Genomic DNA, 16,690 nt, shown 5'->3' on the forward strand with positions numbered 1-16,690 from the left:
ACAAATCACCCTGTTTGAGTCAAGTATTTGTGGGCAGTTTTTTTATCTCCACAGAAGTGAAAGCGGATTCACTTATTTAGAGTGCTCTCTTGATAGAAAATTTGTCTTTTTTAAAAACCGGCCAACTCTTTTAATGCTTTGTACACTGGAATATTCGCCTTGCCTTTTAGGTAAAGGATATTATCCCTTGTAGCTTCACCAATCGTGCTTTTCACCTTTTCCACATAATGTCTCGGGGGGTTCTTTTCTTCCTTGGTTTCTGTCCATCTTTCCACTCGCCCGAATAGTGTTCTCAAAGCTAAATGATCGAGGAATGCCACCAATCCGGTGATCATGGCACTTACGCCTTTTTCCACCCAACTACGCCCATTTTTGAGCCTTTTTGCGAAGACTCTCATTGTTCCCTCTGCACTTCCCATTGGTCTCATTCCAGATGTCTCAATCCCCTGCTCTTTAAGCCATTCTCGATAATCCCTGAGGGCTTCGGGGTACTTTTCGAGCTGACGAAGCAACTGGTCCAGCCGTTCTTCTTGTTCCCTCGTTTCAAGAGTTCCGACGGCACTATTTAATTCTGTAAGTAGTTTCTGACTGTCATAGGACGCGAGAGCCTTTTGCATTTGGCGATAGCGAGGGTGGTTACGGAACAGGCTGCGAATATCTCGTGCCACGTGAAATCGGTCAATCGAAAAGAAAGCCCTGTCCTTGAAATGCTCACGGCAGGCTGTGATCCAACTAGCACCATCACCGTTTATCACCAGTTTGTGGACAGTGGGGTCATACTCGAAATTCTCGATGAGAAAGTCCTCAAACGCCTCCCAAAAGGGCTGTTTCCCACGGTGAATAAAATGCCGTTTATCTTTTAAACTTACCCGTTTTCCGTTAATTTCCCAGCCTTGATGAACCGCTGCTATTTTTTCTTCCTTTCCTCTTTTTCCTTTTCCCTGACGTTTCACATATATACCGTCCACCTCCACAAATAACACTGAGCGGTGTATAGGCTGACGCTCTTTTGGAATACTGGCAACCTGTAACAGATGTTGACGTATAGCTTCGTGACTGATCACACGGTAACCTAAAAGTGTTTCAAGCGATTCTGCGGCCTTTCGGTAAGAAGGCCCTGTAATGGCAAGCTCTAGAGCGGCTTCCTCAATAAGGGGACTGAAGGTACCTGCCCCTTCAAATTCCAAATAACGATCAAGGAGATAGACATATTCATTTTTCTCTCTATCACGGTAATAGTTCCGTTCAATCGTGATTTCCCCAAAAAGGCTGTCTAACGTGGTGGTACGCTTATCGAGTAGACGATAACGCTTTTTATTACGCTCTTCGGCAATCTGTTGGTCCATGTCCTCTAAAAGAGTCTTCATAACCCCTGAGAAGGTTTCCTGTAATTGCCTCCAAACTAATTGTTCAATCTGTTTTAAATTGGGATATATTGTGCTATTCTTTTGCATGAGGGCTTCCTCCTTTGGATTGGGTTTGGTCGACTATGATTCTACCAAGGAGTAGCCCTCTTTTTCATGTATTTAGCTTAGAACACTACCGCGCTTTCGCTTGGTGGCCCCTTCATTTGGTGAGCGATCTGACAATCCCTCACCAAATGAAGGGGTTAAATTTTGCCCACATTAATTTTACTCATACAATCACCCTTTATGAGTGATTTGCGTCTATTTTGTTTCTTACTGTTCGAAAAACCCAGTAACTTCCTTGGCTGACTTTTTCATTTGATACCAAATCCAATCAAATACCTCATTAACCTCGTCAATCTGACCCGTTACATGTCCAGCCGAGGCGAGATATTTTTCCCCATGAATCACCGTCACATCGCCTTGAATTTCGCCCTCAATTTTCAATTTGCCATTGCGTACCACCACATCACCTTTAACTACTTCTCCTTTAGGAACAATGACCGTATTATTTTTGACTACTAAGTTCTTTTGATTGGTAACAGAAAATTCCCGATCCTGACTCCAGGTTGAAAACAGGCTGCCCATCATGAGGACAACAAACAGGGAGGCAGCAGAAAGAAATGGGTGATTTCTCAATAGGCGTGCGGCCAAAACCTTTTTCTTTTCTTTTGGCAAGCGGGCCAAAACATGGGCGGTAAAATCAGCAGGGGCCTGCATATTGGAAATACTTTTTACAAACGCAACTGTTTTTTTCAGTTCGTTAAATATAATTTCGCACTCTTTACAGCTTCGGAGGTGCTCTCTTAGGATCTGTTCCTCTTCTGGATCAATTTCTTCGTCCAAATACTGGTGCATAAGTTCTATGATATGTTCTGGACACATAAACAGCTTCACCTCTTACACATACCGTAATTGTTGTCTTAAAGCTTCCCGGCCGCGGTGAATTCTGGTCTTCACCGTTCCAAGGGGAAGCTCAAGAATTTCACTAATTTCATTTAAAGATAGATCTTCGATATATTTTAATACAATGGCCGAGCGGTATTTTTCCGGAAGTTTTAAGATTTCTTTTTGAACAATCTCTTGCAGTTCAAGGCTTTCTAACTCTGTTTCAGGCAGAGGTGTGTCGGACGGAATCTGCGAATACATCGTTAACCCTTCGGAACCGGCTACTTCTGCATCTAAATAGTAATCAGGCTTCTTCTTCCGCAATCTGTCAATGCATAAATTAGTAGCAATTCGAAAGAGCCAAGTGGAGAATTTTAAGTCTTGGTTAAATGATTTTATATTCACATAGGCGCGCAAGAATGTTTCCTGGGCGATATCTTCTGCTTCATGGCTATTTCCAAGCATTCGGAAACAGAGCTGATACACGCTGTTTTTATAAATTTCAACGATTTCCCCAAATGCATCTTGATCGCCTTTGATAACTTGTTTTATTCTTTTTTTTATAATTGCATCCATTCTATTACCTCAGCTCCAATGCTGCTAACCGATAATACGATTCGGTTGCAAAAAAGTTTCGTTTTTAACGAAATTAGTCCTTAATACCTTTAATTTTAACAAACAATTACTAGATATTGCTAAAAAATTGTGACAGAAATTTAGGTTTTGAGATGACTATAACAGACAATACCAACATTAAAATTTTTTATATGTATGTGATTCTCTATAGAGATTTTTCCCTGTTTCTAAATTAAAAACAGCTGCCGATGTTGAGAGCAGCTGCTTAGGTTTGAATTATAAAAGTTTTTCACCAAATAAGGAACCCATAAGTTCGACTGCAATCGAAGCTGTTTTGTTTCTTTCATTTAAAATTGGGTTGACTTCTACAAATTCCGCCGAGGTAATTAAATTGGACTCCTCTAACATCTCCATCGCTAAATGGCTCTCCCGATAACTGATTCCACCAATGACAGGCGTTCCTACACCTGGGCATTCGCTTGGATCTATTCCATCCAGATCTAATGACAAATGAACACCATCCGTTTTATCTTTCAGATAAGCAATCGTTTCCTCCATGACCCTGGACATGCCGAGGCGGTCAATTTCATGCATCGTGAAGACTTTAATGCCTTTTTCTTTTATTAAAATTCTTTCACCTTCATTTAACGACCTGGCTCCAATAATCACGACGTTCTCCGGTTTTACCTTGGGTGAATAGCCGCCGATTCCCGTTAACAAAGGATGTCCAATCCCAAGGCTGACGGCTAAGGGCATCCCATGAATATTTCCAGATGGGCTTGTCTCGGCCGTATTTAAATCACCATGAGCATCGTACCAAATTACCCCAAGGTTTTGATAGTGTTTTGCGCCCCCAGCTAAGGTTCCGATAGCAATGCTGTGATCCCCTCCCAAAATAAGCGGAAAGGCCCCAGATTGAATAATCTCATCGACTTTCTCGGCGAGTACCGCATTTTTCTCAGCTACCAAATCCAAATTTCTTAAATTGGATTTCTTATCTACGATAACTTCAGGTCTGCCAATCGCGATATCGCCCAAATCATGAATTTCATCAAATAATGGCTTTAAGGACTCAATAATTCCCGCGTATCGAATAGCACTTGGCCCCATATCCACCCCGCGGCGCATTTGCCCTAAATCCATCGGCATTCCAATGATTGAAAGTCTCCTGTTCATTTATTATTCCCCCAGCCTTTTTTCTTATATTTTAACTTTTTACATTAGAATGACTCAACTTAACAGAATTTTGCATAAATATACGAATGGTTTGAAATTCAGTCGATAATGGCTTTATTTGGCATGCTTTATGATCAAAAAAGCTCAATGAACCTGGCTTGTCCAGCCGAGTATCATTGAGCTATCCTTCATTATTTATCCTAATTTCCGATTTGGAATCTTATCGATATTATCAAGCATGATTCCTGTTCCAACTGCTACGCAATCCATTGGGTTATCGGCTACAAGTACCGGCACCTTCAACTCATCCGCAAGTAGCATATCCATGCCGTGCAGCAATGCACCGCCGCCTGTTAAAATAACGCCGCGGTCAATGATATCGGCTGAAAGTTCTGGAGGCGTACGTTCAAGAACACTTTTTGCTGCTTGAACAATAACCGAGACGGATTCACGCAATGCCTGTTCGATTTCTTCCGAATGAACCGTGATTGTTCGCGGCAAACCACTGACCATGTCACGTCCTCTGATTTCCATTTCTTCTGAGCGCGATCCCGGAAAAACGGTTCCGATATTAATTTTAATATTTTCAGATGTACGTTCACCAATCAATAGTTTGTACTCGCGCTTAATATAGTTCAAAATCTCTGTGTCAAACTTATCGCCAGCCATTTTAATGGAGGAAGAAGTCACGATATCGCCCATTGAAAGAACAGCAATATCTGTCGTTCCTCCTCCAATGTCAACTACCATGTTGCCGCTTGGTTGAAAAATATCCATCCCCGCGCCGATGGCAGCCACCTTTGGTTCTTCTTCCAAATACACTTTTTTTCCACCACTTTTTTCAGCAGCTTCACGGATTGCCTTTTGCTCAACACTTGTAATGTTTGTCGGGCAGCATATCAGAATACGCGGCTTAGACAAAAAGCCTTTGACATTGAGCTTATTAATAAAATGCTTAAGCATCGCTTCTGTAACATCGAAGTCAGCAATGACACCATCTTTTAGCGGACGAATGGCAACAATATTTCCCGGTGTCCGTCCCACCATACGGCGTGCTTCCTCTCCAACAGCCAATACACGATTGGTATTTTTGTCTATGGCAACTACAGAAGGCTCATTTAATACAATTCCACGGCCTTTTACGTGAATTAACACATTAGCTGTTCCTAAATCAATCCCAATATCCCTTGCAAACATTCTCTATTCTTTCCTCCTCGAAAGATTCCACATACTTTTCCTAATTGTTTATTCTACCATATTCATGTCAAATTCCATAACATTTTCATTAAAAGATGTTAATTTTTGATGAATATTGTCGGAAACGGAGGATTTTCAGAGAATAGTGAGTTTTATATGGATAAACAACAGATACATAATCAATTTGCAATTGATTATGTAACCGCCTCTCCCTCCTTTTCTTCTTTCTGGTATTTCATTTTTGTTGCTTCTCCACCCCGTAAGTGACGGATCGATTTATGATAATCTAAAATTTCTTTTACCTCGGTTGCAAGCTCAGGATTAATCTCAGGAAGTCTCTCGGTTAAATCCTTATGGACTGTACTTTTGGATACGCCAAACTCTTTCGCAATCACGCGAACCGTTTTCCTCGTCTCCACGATATACTTTCCAATCTTGATAGTCCTCTCTTTGATGTAATCGTGCACACTCTCGCCCTCCCTAAATTGGATGTGGAGTGTGAAATGAGACCCGCTTATCACTGTGACGAAATACTGCATCCGCATGGTTTGGTGTCAGGCACCGCAAAAAGACATTTGTCCACGTGGGGTGGACAGTATCTCGAAATAAATTTGGGACCATGCGGCAGAAAGTTAGTCTTTCTGAATCATACGATGAATAATTCATGTCCCCGGCTGAATTCCCGCTAACTTCAAACGACTCCTCACCTCAAACACTCTCTTTGTAAAGGTTTGTAACCATTGTATTAGCTTGGATATGGGTTTATGCACAAAATACACAAACAGGACAAGGGGGAAGGGAAATAATCAGATTGAAAACAAATTCACCTTCTTTTTCGACACATTTTATTTCGATTGTAAAAACATACTGATTCAATGCTTTTCTCGGAAATAGCCGAAAGTCAAGAATATTTCCCGAGAAATTTGTCGAATTATTCAATGGCTTATAAGTTAAAGTTACTGACCTAACCTTGATTGATTTTGGATTTCTTGCACATTTGGATTTCCAACAAAAAAAGTCGAGAACAACTCCCGACCATTTTTTGTAACTGATTATTCCTTCTTGTCGCCGAGGGCAAAGGTAATTTCGGCTTCGCAGGCAACTTGGCCATCTACGGTCGCAACAGCCTTTCCTTTCCCAATCGATCCGCGCAGCCGTACCATTTCAACCTCAAGCCGCAGCTGATCTCCCGGTTTTACCTGTTTCTTAAAACGACAGTTATCAATACCTGCAAAAAAGGCCAGCCGACCACGATTCTCCTCTTTTTTTAATACTGCAACGGCTCCTACCTGTGCAAGTGCTTCAACGATTAATACTCCTGGCATTACCGGATAATCGGGAAAGTGTCCATTAAAAAATTCCTCATTCGCAGAAACATTTTTAATGCCAACCGCTCGTTTTCCTTCCTCCACTTCTAAAATTCGATCGACCAGCAAAAAGGGATAACGGTGCGGAATAATTTCTTTAATTTGATCAATATCAAGCATATCGTTGGTACCTCCTACTAATAACAACTTATAATTCCATTTTACTATTAAAACTATCTAAAAGGGAAGGGCCTCAGGCGGCCCTTCCCTTTTATTTCTCTTTATTAACTAAATCTATAATATGAGTCCAGGTAGATTCCTTAAATACATCGGCAGCTTTTCCACCGCCCAGTACAGAGTATCCCACGACTGCTCCCGCTACAATGCTGACAAACATGAAGACAATCAATAAGATAAGGCGAAGCCAAATTGGAATAAGCCGGATCCTAATTCGTTTATTCGGCAATTCTGATATTTCTGCATTATTTGTTTGCTTATCTCTATTTTGTTTGACTTGAGATTTTTCTTTTTTAAATTCTTCCCTTGTTCTCAATTGTTCCTGATTTACATTATTTAAAGCCATCTTTATTCCCCTTTGCCGAAATCCGTATTTTTGCCTTAAGTACTTCTCTTACGGACCTGGTTAATTACCTCTTATTATAACCAATTTCAATTCGCGACTCGACAAAATTTTATTCTGCTTTCTTTTATTATAAAAAATTATACAGGAATGCACATTACTTTTTTAGGAAATTTCAATTGAGAGGCCTGTTTTGGGTTACTGCAGTCAGTTGAAATGCTGCTGAATATTAAAAAAACACAAGAGACGATAATCCCTTGTGTTCCAGTTTCAAAAATATGAGCCATGAAGGACTCGAACCTTCGACCCTCTGATTAAAAGTCAGATGCTCTACCGACTGAGCTAATGGCTCTAAGAATGGCTGGGCTAGCAGGATTCGAACCTACGAATGACGGAGTCAAAGTCCGTTGCCTTACCGCTTGGCTATAGCCCACCGAGATAAGAATAATATGTCCAAAAAAAAAGAAATTATGTATGGTGGAGGGGGACGGATTCGAACCGCCGAACCCTGAGGGAGCGGATTTACAGTCCGCCGCGTTTAGCCACTTCGCTACCCCTCCAACAAGTGCCGGCCAGAGGACTTGAACCCCCAACCTACTGATTACAAGTCAGTTGCTCTACCAATTGAGCTAGGCCGGCAAAGAAATAAAATATGGTGGAGGATGACGGGATCGAACCGCCGACCCTCTGCTTGTAAGGCAGATGCTCTCCCAGCTGAGCTAATCCTCCAATATGGTGACCCCTACGGGATTCGAACCCGTGTTACCGCCGTGAAAGGGCGGTGTCTTAACCGCTTGACCAAGGGGCCATAATAAAAAAATCAAGTAAGCTTCCAAGCGGGCTCGAACCGCTGACCTCTTCCTTACCATGGAAGTGCTCTACCTACTGAGCTATGGAAGCAAAGCTCAACATCTTGTAGACATAAAAATGGCTCCGCAGGTAGGATTCGAACCTACGACCGATCGGTTAACAGCCGATAGCTCTACCACTGAGCTACTGCGGAACAATGAAATATTGAATATACTCAATGCATAACTTGTGTCCCCGCCTCAGAAAGTAAATTCAAGAAGCGACTCGGCGTGTACAACTCGTAGCCGATTCATGAAGCTTTGCTCGTCTCTACCACTGAGCTACTGCGGAACAATGAAATATTGTTTATTTGAAATAAATTTCAATATAGCCCGGCAGCGTCCTACTCTCACAGGGGCGCGTGCCCCAACTACCATCGGCGCTGAGAAGCTTAACTTCCGTGTTCGGTATGGGAACGGGTGTGACCTTCTCGCCATCACCGCCGGACTATTTAGCTGACACTATTTTATTATAATGTCTTTTTGAAATTTTTCAAGGGGAAATCTAAATTTTTTCATTCCCTCAAAACTAGATAATACAGAAGAAGTTCCATTGAAGAACGAGTTCGCTTTCTGATTCATGTCTAGCTCCAGCGTCCAGCAACTAGTGTCTTTCGGTCTTTTCCCTACGATAAGTCAACATTGAATCGTTTCACTCTTCGTGTTTCCTTTATCTCAGTCAAAGCCCACCACAAGGAACACTTCGTCAGCGTAGGCATCGCACGAGGAAAAAGCATTAGCTTTTTCGAGGAAGCCATACGTTGCTAAGCGGACGCTTCCGCTTTTCTATTTGGTTAAGTCCTCGATCGATTAGTATCAGTCAGCTCCACGTGTCACCACGCTTCCACCTCTGACCTATCAACCTGATCATCTTTCAGGGATCTTACTAGCTTAAAGCTATGGGAAATCTCATCTCGAGGGGGGCTTCATGCTTAGATGCTTTCAGCACTTATCCCGTCCGCACATAGCTACCCAGCGATGCCTTTGGCAAGACAACTGGTACACCAGCGGTGCGTCCATCCCGGTCCTCTCGTACTAAGGACAGCTCCTCTCAAATTTCCTGCGCCCACGACGGATAGGGACCGAACTGTCTCACGACGTTCTGAACCCAGCTCGCGTACCGCTTTAATGGGCGAACAGCCCAACCCTTGGGACCGACTACAGCCCCAGGATGCGATGAGCCGACATCGAGGTGCCAAACCTCCCCGTCGATGTGGACTCTTGGGGGAGATAAGCCTGTTATCCCCAGGGTAGCTTTTATCCGTTGAGCGATGGCCCTTCCATGCGGAACCACCGGATCACTAAGCCCGACTTTCGTCCCTGCTCGACTTGTAGGTCTCGCAGTCAAGCTCCCTTGTGCCTTTACACTCTGCGAATGATTTCCAACCATTCTGAGGGAACCTTTGGGCGCCTCCGTTACTCTTTGGGAGGCGACCGCCCCAGTCAAACTGCCCACCTGACACTGTCTCCCACCCCGATTGAGGGGTGCGGGTTAGAATTTCAATACAGCCAGAGTAGTATCCCACCGACGCCTCCACCGAAGCTGGCGCTCCGGTTTCTCAGGCTCCTACCTATCCTGTACAAGCTGTACCAAAATTCAATATCAGGCTACAGTAAAGCTCCATGGGGTCTTTCCGTCCTGTCGCGGGTAACCTGCATCTTCACAGGTACTATAATTTCACCGAGTCTCTCGTTGAGACAGTGCCCAGATCGTTACGCCTTTCGTGCGGGTCAGAACTTACCTGACAAGGAATTTCGCTACCTTAGGACCGTTATAGTTACGGCCGCCGTTTACTGGGGCTTCGATTCAGAGCTTCGCTTTTAAGGCTAACCCCTCCTCTTAACCTTCCAGCACCGGGCAGGCGTCAGCCCCTATACTTCGCCTTGCGGCTTCGCAGAGACCTGTGTTTTTGCTAAACAGTCGCCTGGGCCTATTCACTGCGGCTTTTCAGGGCTATGCACCCTAAAAAGCACCCCTTCTCCCGAAGTTACGGGGTCATTTTGCCGAGTTCCTTAACGAGAGTTCTCTCGCTCACCTTAGGATTCTCTCCTCGCCTACCTGTGTCGGTTTGCGGTACGGGCACCTTGAATCTCGCTAGAGGCTTTTCTTGGCAGTGTGGAATCAGGAACTTCGGTACTGTATTTCCCTCGCCGTCACAGCTCGGCCTTCACGGTGAACGGATTTTCCTATTCACCAGCCTAACTGCTTGGACGCGCATGACCAGCAGCGCGCTTACCCTATCCTCCTGCGTCCCCCCATCACTCAAACGATTCAGAGGTGGTACAGGAATATCAACCTGTTGTCCATCGCCTACGCCTTTCGGCCTCGGCTTAGGTCCCGACTAACCCTGAGCGGACGAGCCTTCCTCAGGAAACCTTAGGCATTCGGTGGATGAGATTCTCACTCATCTTTCGCTACTCATACCGGCATTCTCACTTCTAAGCGCTCCACCAGTCCTTCCGGTCCAGCTTCAACGCCCTTAGAACGCTCTCCTACCACGGACACCAACGGTGTCCATCCACAGCTTCGGTGATACGTTTAGCCCCGGTACATTTTCGGCGCAGAGTCACTCGACCAGTGAGCTATTACGCACTCTTTAAATGGTGGCTGCTTCTAAGCCAACATCCTGGTTGTCTAAGCAACTCCACATCCTTTTCCACTTAACGTATACTTTGGGACCTTAGCTGGTGGTCTGGGCTGTTTCCCTTTTGACTACGGATCTTATCACTCGCAGTCTGACTCCCACGGGTAAGTCTTTGGCATTCGGAGTTTGTCTGAATTCGGTAACCCGATGAGGGCCCCTAGTCCAAACAGTGCTCTACCTCCAAGACTCCAAGCCGTGAGGCTAGCCCTAAAGCTATTTCGGAGAGAACCAGCTATCTCCAAGTTCGATTGGAATTTCTCCGCTACCCACACCTCATCCCCGCACTTTTCAACGTGCGTGGGTTCGGGCCTCCAGTAGGTGTTACCCTACCTTCACCCTGGACATGGGTAGATCACCTGGTTTCGGGTCTACAACTACATACTAAAGATCGCCCTACTTAAGACTCGCTTTCGCTGCGGCTCCGTCTCTTCAACTTAACCTTGCATGCAATCGTAACTCGCCGGTTCATTCTACAAAAGGCACGCCATTACCCGTTAAAGGGCTTTGACTACTTGTAGGCACACGGTTTCAGGTTCTCTTTCACTCCCCTCCCGGGGTGCTTTTCACCTTTCCCTCACGGTACTGGTTCACTATCGGTCACTAGGGAGTATTTAGCCTTGGGAGATGGTCCTCCCAGCTTCCGACCAGATTTCACGTGTCCGGCCGTACTCAGGATCCACTCAGGAGGGAACGAAGTTTCGACTACAGGGCTTTTACCTTCTCTTGCGGACCTTTCCAGATCGCTTCGTCTACTCCGTTCCTTTGTAACTCCATGTTGAGTGTCCTACAACCCCGAAAGGCAAGCCTTTCGGTTTGGGCTGTTCCCGTTTCGCTCGCCGCTACTTAGGGAATCGCGTTTGCTTTCTCTTCCTCCGGGTACTTAGATGTTTCAGTTCCCCGGGTCTGCCTTCCTTACCCTATGAATTCAGGTAAGGATCCTGCTCCATTACGAGCAGGGGGTTCCCCCATTCGGAAATCTCCGGATCGACGCTTACTTACAGCTCCCCGAAGCATATCGGTGTTAGTCCCGTCCTTCATCGGCTCCTAGTGCCAAGGCATTCACCGTGCGCCCTTTCTAACTTAACCTCTGACAAATGATCAGCGTCGAATCTCTGCGTCAGCTTCGTTCACTCAGATCCTCACGTGCCCTTAAGCACGCTCCGGTCTTCACTCACTCGCTTCCTTGACCTTCTCGCTGCTGATTTGTCATGACCTAAAAGGTTTAAAACCATAAATGAGCGATTACTCGGTTCTTACTTGGTTACTTCTTCTATTACGATTATCTAGTTTTCAAGGAACAAGGCTACTGATTTTCATCACGAAGTGATGGATCATATAGCTTTATGAGAGATTATTCTCTCAAAACTAAACAAGGCGACTTCCACGAATCAACTTCATGAAAAGTCTTCTTAGTTTTGCTTCATGCTGCCTTGCGACGAGCTGAGGAATACTTCCTCGAACTACTACGGCGCAGGAGCACGTTACTTCATTGAGAGGATTATTCTCTCAAAACTAAACAAACAAAGAACGTGCAACAATCTATTTATTTGTTCGCAAGAACAAAATTTATCCTTAGAAAGGAGGTGATCCAGCCGCACCTTCCGATACGGCTACCTTGTTACGACTTCACCCCAATCATTTGTCCCACCTTAGGCGGCTGGCCCCTTACGGTTACCCCACCGACTTCGGGTGTTACAAACTCTCGTGGTGTGACGGGCGGTGTGTACAAGGCCCGGGAACGTATTCACCGCGGCATGCTGATCCGCGATTACTAGCGATTCCGGCTTCATGCAGGCGAGTTGCAGCCTGCAATCCGAACTGAGAATGGTTTTATGGGATTGGCTTAGCCTCGCGGCTTCGCTGCCCTTTGTACCATCCATTGTAGCACGTGTGTAGCCCAGGTCATAAGGGGCATGATGATTTGACGTCATCCCCACCTTCCTCCGGTTTGTCACCGGCAGTCACCTTAGAGTGCCCAACTGAATGCTGGCAACTAAGATCAAGGGTTGCGCTCGTTGCGGGACTTAACCCAACATCTCACGACACGAGCTGACGACAACCATGCACCACCTGTCACTCTGTCCCCCGAAGGGGAACGTCCTATCTCTAGGAGTGTCAGAGGATGTCAAGACCTGGTAAGGTTCTTCGCGTTGCTTCGAATTAAACCACATGCTCCACCGCTTGTGCGGGCCCCCGTCAATTCCTTTGAGTTTCAGCCTTGCGGCCGTACTCCCCAGGCGGAGTGCTTAATGCGTTAGCTGCAGCACTAAAGGGCGGAAACCCTCTAACACTTAGCACTCATCGTTTACGGCGTGGACTACCAGGGTATCTAATCCTGTTTGCTCCCCACGCTTTCGCGCCTCAGCGTCAGTTACAGACCAGAAAGCCGCCTTCGCCACTGGTGTTCCTCCACATCTCTACGCATTTCACCGCTACACGTGGAATTCCGCTTTCCTCTTCTGCACTCAAGTCCCCCAGTTTCCAATGACCCTCCACGGTTGAGCCGTGGGCTTTCACATCAGACTTAAAGGACCGCCTGCGCGCGCTTTACGCCCAATAATTCCGGACAACGCTTGCCACCTACGTATTACCGCGGCTGCTGGCACGTAGTTAGCCGTGGCTTTCTGGTTAGGTACCGTCAAGGTACCGGCAGTTACTCCGATACTTGTTCTTCCCTAACAACAGAGCTTTACGACCCGAAGGCCTTCATCGCTCACGCGGCGTTGCTCCATCAGACTTTCGTCCATTGTGGAAGATTCCCTACTGCTGCCTCCCGTAGGAGTCTGGGCCGTGTCTCAGTCCCAGTGTGGCCGATCACCCTCTCAGGTCGGCTACGCATCGTCGCCTTGGTGAGCCGTTACCTCACCAACTAGCTAATGCGCCGCGGGCCCATCTGTAAGTGACAGCTTACGCCGTCTTTTAGCTTATCTACATGTGTAGATAAGAATCATCCGGTATTAGCTCCGGTTTCCCGAAGTTATCCCAGTCTTACAGGCAGGTTGCCCACGTGTTACTCACCCGTCCGCCGCTCATCTCGAGGAGCAAGCTCCTCTTGATTCGCTCGACTTGCATGTATTAGGCACGCCGCCAGCGTTCGTCCTGAGCCAGGATCAAACTCTCCAATGAAGTTGAGTTGATATAGCTCATAAAATTTAACGTTGGCTTCATTTCAATAAAGAAATGAATGTTTATTGTTTGTTGACGTTTTTATTTGTTTAGTTTTCAAAGAACAAAAGCTCCATCGCTTAAGAGCGACTTTTTAAATATATCATCCGTAAACAATATTGTCAACAACTTTTTTTGTTGTTTTTATTGTCAGCAGCGACGTTTATTAATATATCAATTTAAAACACAAATGTCAATCATATTTTTATAATAAATTAAGACCTTCATTTAGCCTTTTAATCTACTTTTCCGGCCTTTTCTAATATACTTTATACATTCATGCGGTGATGCCACCCTCCTAAATAAAGCAAATAACACCTTATATCGCTCCTCCATTGCACGCTTGACGATATGATCTATCCGGTCATCCCCTAAATCAAATAAAATTTCATCCATTTCTCTTTTAAGTAGATACTCCATTTCCTTTACTTCTTTTTCGTTAATCAGAAGTCCGAGCATTGAATAACCCCCATAACTTTTTTGTTATAGTAGGTTTTCCAAATAGTGAAATTTTATAATAAATTCTTCACTCATATTTTGATAAAAACGAGCATAAGTTGGAGACAAGGATGGTTTTGGACGAGGTGAGGGTTCAGAATGAATTTTTTTGTTGTTTTAAACGGAAAGGCTTTAAAGAACGTAGTACTTATTTTAGTAGCCGCTTTTTTTACGGCATGGTTCCTCTATATTGAGAATATGACCCAAATTCCTGTTTTTTCAACTAAAGACGGTCCGAAAGCTGTTTTTCACGGAGAAAAAGGGGTTGCTTTGACCTTTAATATTGGCTGGGGTGATGAAAAGGCTGAACCCATTTTAGACACGCTAAAAAAGGAAAATGTAAAAGCAGCAACGTTTTTTTTAGCAGGTTCATGGGCGGAAAGACATCCTGATATTGTCGCCAGAATTGTTAAAGAAGATTACGAAATTGGGATTCTCGGTTATAACTATGAGGATTATACTGAACTGGAAGACGCAAAGATTGGTCAGGACATCGCTAAAGCCCGAGAAGCATTTGGAAAACTAAATGTCAAGGACATAAAAGTACTGCGTGCACCAACCGGGCATTTTGATGAACGCACTTTGAAAATCGCCAAGCGCTACGGCTATACCGTGGTTCATTGGAGTGTCGATTCCAAGGATTGGCAAAATCCTGGAGTAGAGAGAATTGTTAAAAATGTGAAGAAGGCAGATAATGGAGCGATCGTACTTCTGCATGCATCAGATTCGGCAAAACAAACGGAGAGAGCATTACCTTTACTTTTACAAGGAATAAACAAAAAAGGATTACAGCTTGTAACAGTCTCGGAAATGATCGCTAACAGTGATGTTCGATCAAAGGAAATCAAGTAAACAGAAAGGAGCATGTGCGATAAATGATCGCTGCGTGCTCCTTTTTTGGTAAATTAAACAGTTGATTTTTTCATTTTTCCTTTCTGATTTACTGAAGGTTTACCTTTACCGACCTTTTGGCCTGTTTTTTGCTGCCTTTCCTGCTCGGATTTGGCGTTCAATTTATGAAGAACTAATATTTGGTAGGTGTTGCAAGCTAGTAAGGCAATGACCATTGGATAGAACCAGTTGCTCGAGTTGATATTTAAAACAGGAACCCATTCTAGGATGGTAACCACGATCATAAAAAACAGCGCCGGTATAAACGCCTCACGGTTGGTCTCTTTTCTTTTAATCCATGCTACAGCCAGCCCGACGATAATTAGCAGAAACGCCGGAGCAAGATACGGCAGCAGGGAATCCCCAGACTTGGCAAAGTTTGTATAGCGCAAATAAACTAAATCAAATAAACCAAAAAGAATCAGAACGACTTGCACCGCGTTCCATAGGGAGACCGATTTAAAGATACCCAGTCCAAAACGATGGATGGTTAAGTAAGCAAAAAAGCCCATTTGACTGATGACACTAAATAAAAAGCCCATAACGAATAGCCAAACAATGGCTGAAATAATATCAAGAACTTTAAAGTCAGCAAAAAATGGCTGCAACTCATGCCAGCGTACCAATAAACCGACAATCGCCGTCGTGACCCCGCCCACTAATAATGTATTCCAAAACAGTTTTACTAAATTACGGCTTGTCACCCTATTAACCCCCAGAACATAAAATAATTCCCCTTTGATTGTACCAAGCAAAATAAGAAAAAGCCATTATTTGCAATACAAACGAATAATCTTTCCTCAATTTCTTCATTATAAAATTAAGGATTTTATGTGAAGGGAGCTTAAAAATGAGAATTAACCATATGTTGCTCCTCCTACCCATCATGATGGTATTATCCAGCTGTTCTTCCAATGATTCAAACGGCGGAGGGCAAATCGATTATGATCAGACCAAAAAAATGGTGGTCGACATTCTTAAAACAAATGATGGCAAGAAAGCAATTCAAGATATTATGAGCGATGATAATTTAAAGGAAAAACTCGTAATGGACCAAAAGGTGGTCAGTGATACGATTGAAAAAACATTAACCTCGGATAAGGCGGTAGCTTTTTGGAAAAAGACCTATAGTGACCCAAAATTTGCTCAAGGCGTTGCCAAATACATGCGGTCTGAAAATGAAAAAATATTGAAGGATTTAATGAATGACCCTTCCTACAGGGCGATGATGATTGAGGTCTTTAAAGAACCGGAAATTCAGAAGGAAATGGCAGATGCTTTGAAAAGTAAAGCGTATCGGGAACATGTGCAAAAGGTTATCTCGGAAACATTGGACAGCCCACTGTTTAAGGCCAAAATGCAGGAATTTCTAATCAAAGCAGCAGAAGACGCAAAAGCGCAGGCGGAAGCAAAAAGCAGCAAAAGTTCCGGGAGTTAAACAGCGGTAGGTGTAAGTTTTATTTATTTAAGTAGACGAGTAGTTGGATTGACCATATCGAATGCGGCAAAGCAG

At 44.3% G+C, this 16,690-nt stretch carries 12 protein-coding genes, 8 tRNA genes and 3 rRNA genes; 2 read left to right on the forward strand and 21 right to left on the reverse strand.

The genetic code is table 11. The annotated features are described in order from the left end of the window. Positions 1-110: 110 nt before the first annotated feature. The 20 genes from RCG24_RS15530 to RCG24_RS15625 all read right to left on the reverse strand — a co-directional run bounded on the left by RCG24_RS15530 (position 111) and on the right by RCG24_RS15625 (position 14,247). Complete coding sequence (locus tag RCG24_RS15530) at positions 111-1,454, reverse strand: ISLre2 family transposase (protein ID WP_308077365.1); 1,344 nt, start codon at positions 1,452-1,454, stop codon at positions 111-113. A 225-nt stretch (positions 1,455-1,679) separates the two neighbouring features. After that, positions 1,680-2,291 (reverse strand): zf-HC2 domain-containing protein, encoded by a 612-nt coding sequence (locus tag RCG24_RS15535; RefSeq protein ID WP_308077456.1) that lies wholly within the window; start codon positions 2,289-2,291, stop codon positions 1,680-1,682. Between the two features lie 15 nt (positions 2,292-2,306). Next, positions 2,307-2,870 (reverse strand): RNA polymerase sigma factor SigW, encoded by a 564-nt coding sequence (gene sigW / locus RCG24_RS15540; protein WP_202656387.1) that lies wholly within the window; start codon positions 2,868-2,870, stop codon positions 2,307-2,309. Between the two features lie 276 nt (positions 2,871-3,146). Beyond that, the gene (gene rocF, locus RCG24_RS15545) at positions 3,147-4,046 is read right to left on the reverse strand and encodes an arginase (RefSeq protein ID WP_308077457.1); all 900 of its coding nucleotides are present in this window, start codon (positions 4,044-4,046) and stop codon (positions 3,147-3,149) included. A 195-nt stretch (positions 4,047-4,241) separates the two neighbouring features. Further along, positions 4,242-5,243 carry a rod shape-determining protein gene (locus RCG24_RS15550; protein WP_202656385.1) on the reverse strand — a complete coding sequence of 334 codons (1,002 nt, stop codon included), beginning with the start codon at positions 5,241-5,243 and terminating at the stop codon, positions 4,242-4,244. Between the two features lie 194 nt (positions 5,244-5,437). Next, on the reverse strand, positions 5,438-5,710 hold the full coding sequence (gene spoIIID / locus RCG24_RS15555; RefSeq protein WP_202656384.1) for a sporulation transcriptional regulator SpoIIID: 273 nt from the start codon (positions 5,708-5,710) through the stop codon (positions 5,438-5,440). A 585-nt stretch (positions 5,711-6,295) separates the two neighbouring features. Next, positions 6,296-6,730, reverse strand: a complete 435-nt coding sequence (gene fabZ, locus RCG24_RS15560) for a 3-hydroxyacyl-ACP dehydratase FabZ (protein ID WP_202656383.1) — start codon at positions 6,728-6,730, stop codon at positions 6,296-6,298. A 91-nt stretch (positions 6,731-6,821) separates the two neighbouring features. Next, positions 6,822-7,133 carry a DNA-directed RNA polymerase subunit beta gene (locus tag RCG24_RS15565; protein WP_202656382.1) on the reverse strand — a complete coding sequence of 104 codons (312 nt, stop codon included), beginning with the start codon at positions 7,131-7,133 and terminating at the stop codon, positions 6,822-6,824. A gap of 276 nt (positions 7,134-7,409) precedes the next feature. Beyond that, positions 7,410-7,482 (reverse strand) — tRNA-Lys (locus tag RCG24_RS15570). Positions 7,483-7,488: 6 nt separating this feature from the next. Beyond that, positions 7,489-7,563 (reverse strand) — tRNA-Gln (locus RCG24_RS15575). Positions 7,564-7,605: 42 nt separating this feature from the next. Further along, positions 7,606-7,690, reverse strand: a tRNA-Tyr gene (locus RCG24_RS15580). A 6-nt stretch (positions 7,691-7,696) separates the two neighbouring features. Continuing rightward, positions 7,697-7,769: transfer RNA gene (locus tag RCG24_RS15585), tRNA-Thr, on the reverse strand. A 14-nt stretch (positions 7,770-7,783) separates the two neighbouring features. Beyond that, positions 7,784-7,859 (reverse strand) — tRNA-Val (locus RCG24_RS15590). A gap of 4 nt (positions 7,860-7,863) precedes the next feature. Further along, a tRNA-Glu gene (locus RCG24_RS15595) sits at positions 7,864-7,938 on the reverse strand. A 19-nt stretch (positions 7,939-7,957) separates the two neighbouring features. Beyond that, a tRNA-Thr gene (locus tag RCG24_RS15600) sits at positions 7,958-8,030 on the reverse strand. 28 nt (positions 8,031-8,058) lie between these two features. Next, positions 8,059-8,133, reverse strand: a tRNA-Asn gene (locus RCG24_RS15605). Positions 8,134-8,309: 176 nt separating this feature from the next. After that, positions 8,310-8,426, reverse strand: a 5S ribosomal RNA gene (rrf, locus tag RCG24_RS15610). A gap of 342 nt (positions 8,427-8,768) precedes the next feature. After that, a 23S ribosomal RNA gene (locus RCG24_RS15615) occupies positions 8,769-11,709 on the reverse strand. Positions 11,710-12,199: 490 nt separating this feature from the next. Next, positions 12,200-13,749: ribosomal RNA gene (locus RCG24_RS15620) — 16S ribosomal RNA — on the reverse strand. Together the 16S, 23S and 5S rRNA genes with 8 tRNA genes alongside form the textbook arrangement of a ribosomal RNA operon. Positions 13,750-14,016: 267 nt before the next feature. After that, a complete protein-coding gene (locus RCG24_RS15625; RefSeq protein WP_202655857.1) occupies positions 14,017-14,247 on the reverse strand; it encodes a hypothetical protein in 231 nt (76 codons plus the stop codon). Positions 14,248-14,385: 138 nt separating this feature from the next. Between RCG24_RS15625 and pdaB the strand changes: the two genes are divergently transcribed. After that, positions 14,386-15,138, forward strand: a complete 753-nt coding sequence (gene pdaB / locus RCG24_RS15630) for a polysaccharide deacetylase family sporulation protein PdaB (protein ID WP_202655856.1) — start codon at positions 14,386-14,388, stop codon at positions 15,136-15,138. Positions 15,139-15,191: 53 nt separating this feature from the next. On the opposite strand, the gene RCG24_RS15635 is transcribed toward pdaB, so the two are convergent. Then, entirely contained in the window at positions 15,192-15,881 is a 690-nt protein-coding gene (locus tag RCG24_RS15635) for a KinB-signaling pathway activation protein (protein WP_202655855.1), read from the reverse strand. A gap of 161 nt (positions 15,882-16,042) precedes the next feature. On the opposite strand from RCG24_RS15635, the gene gerD reads away from it, so the two are divergent. Beyond that, a complete protein-coding gene (gene gerD, locus RCG24_RS15640; protein ID WP_308079198.1) occupies positions 16,043-16,615 on the forward strand; it encodes a spore germination lipoprotein GerD in 573 nt (190 codons plus the stop codon). The last annotated feature ends 75 nt before the right edge of the window (positions 16,616-16,690 follow it).

Origin of the sequence: Neobacillus sp. OS1-32, from assembly GCF_030915425.1 — a bacterium.
Lineage (GTDB): Bacteria > Bacillota > Bacilli > Bacillales > Cytobacillaceae > Neobacillus > Neobacillus paridis.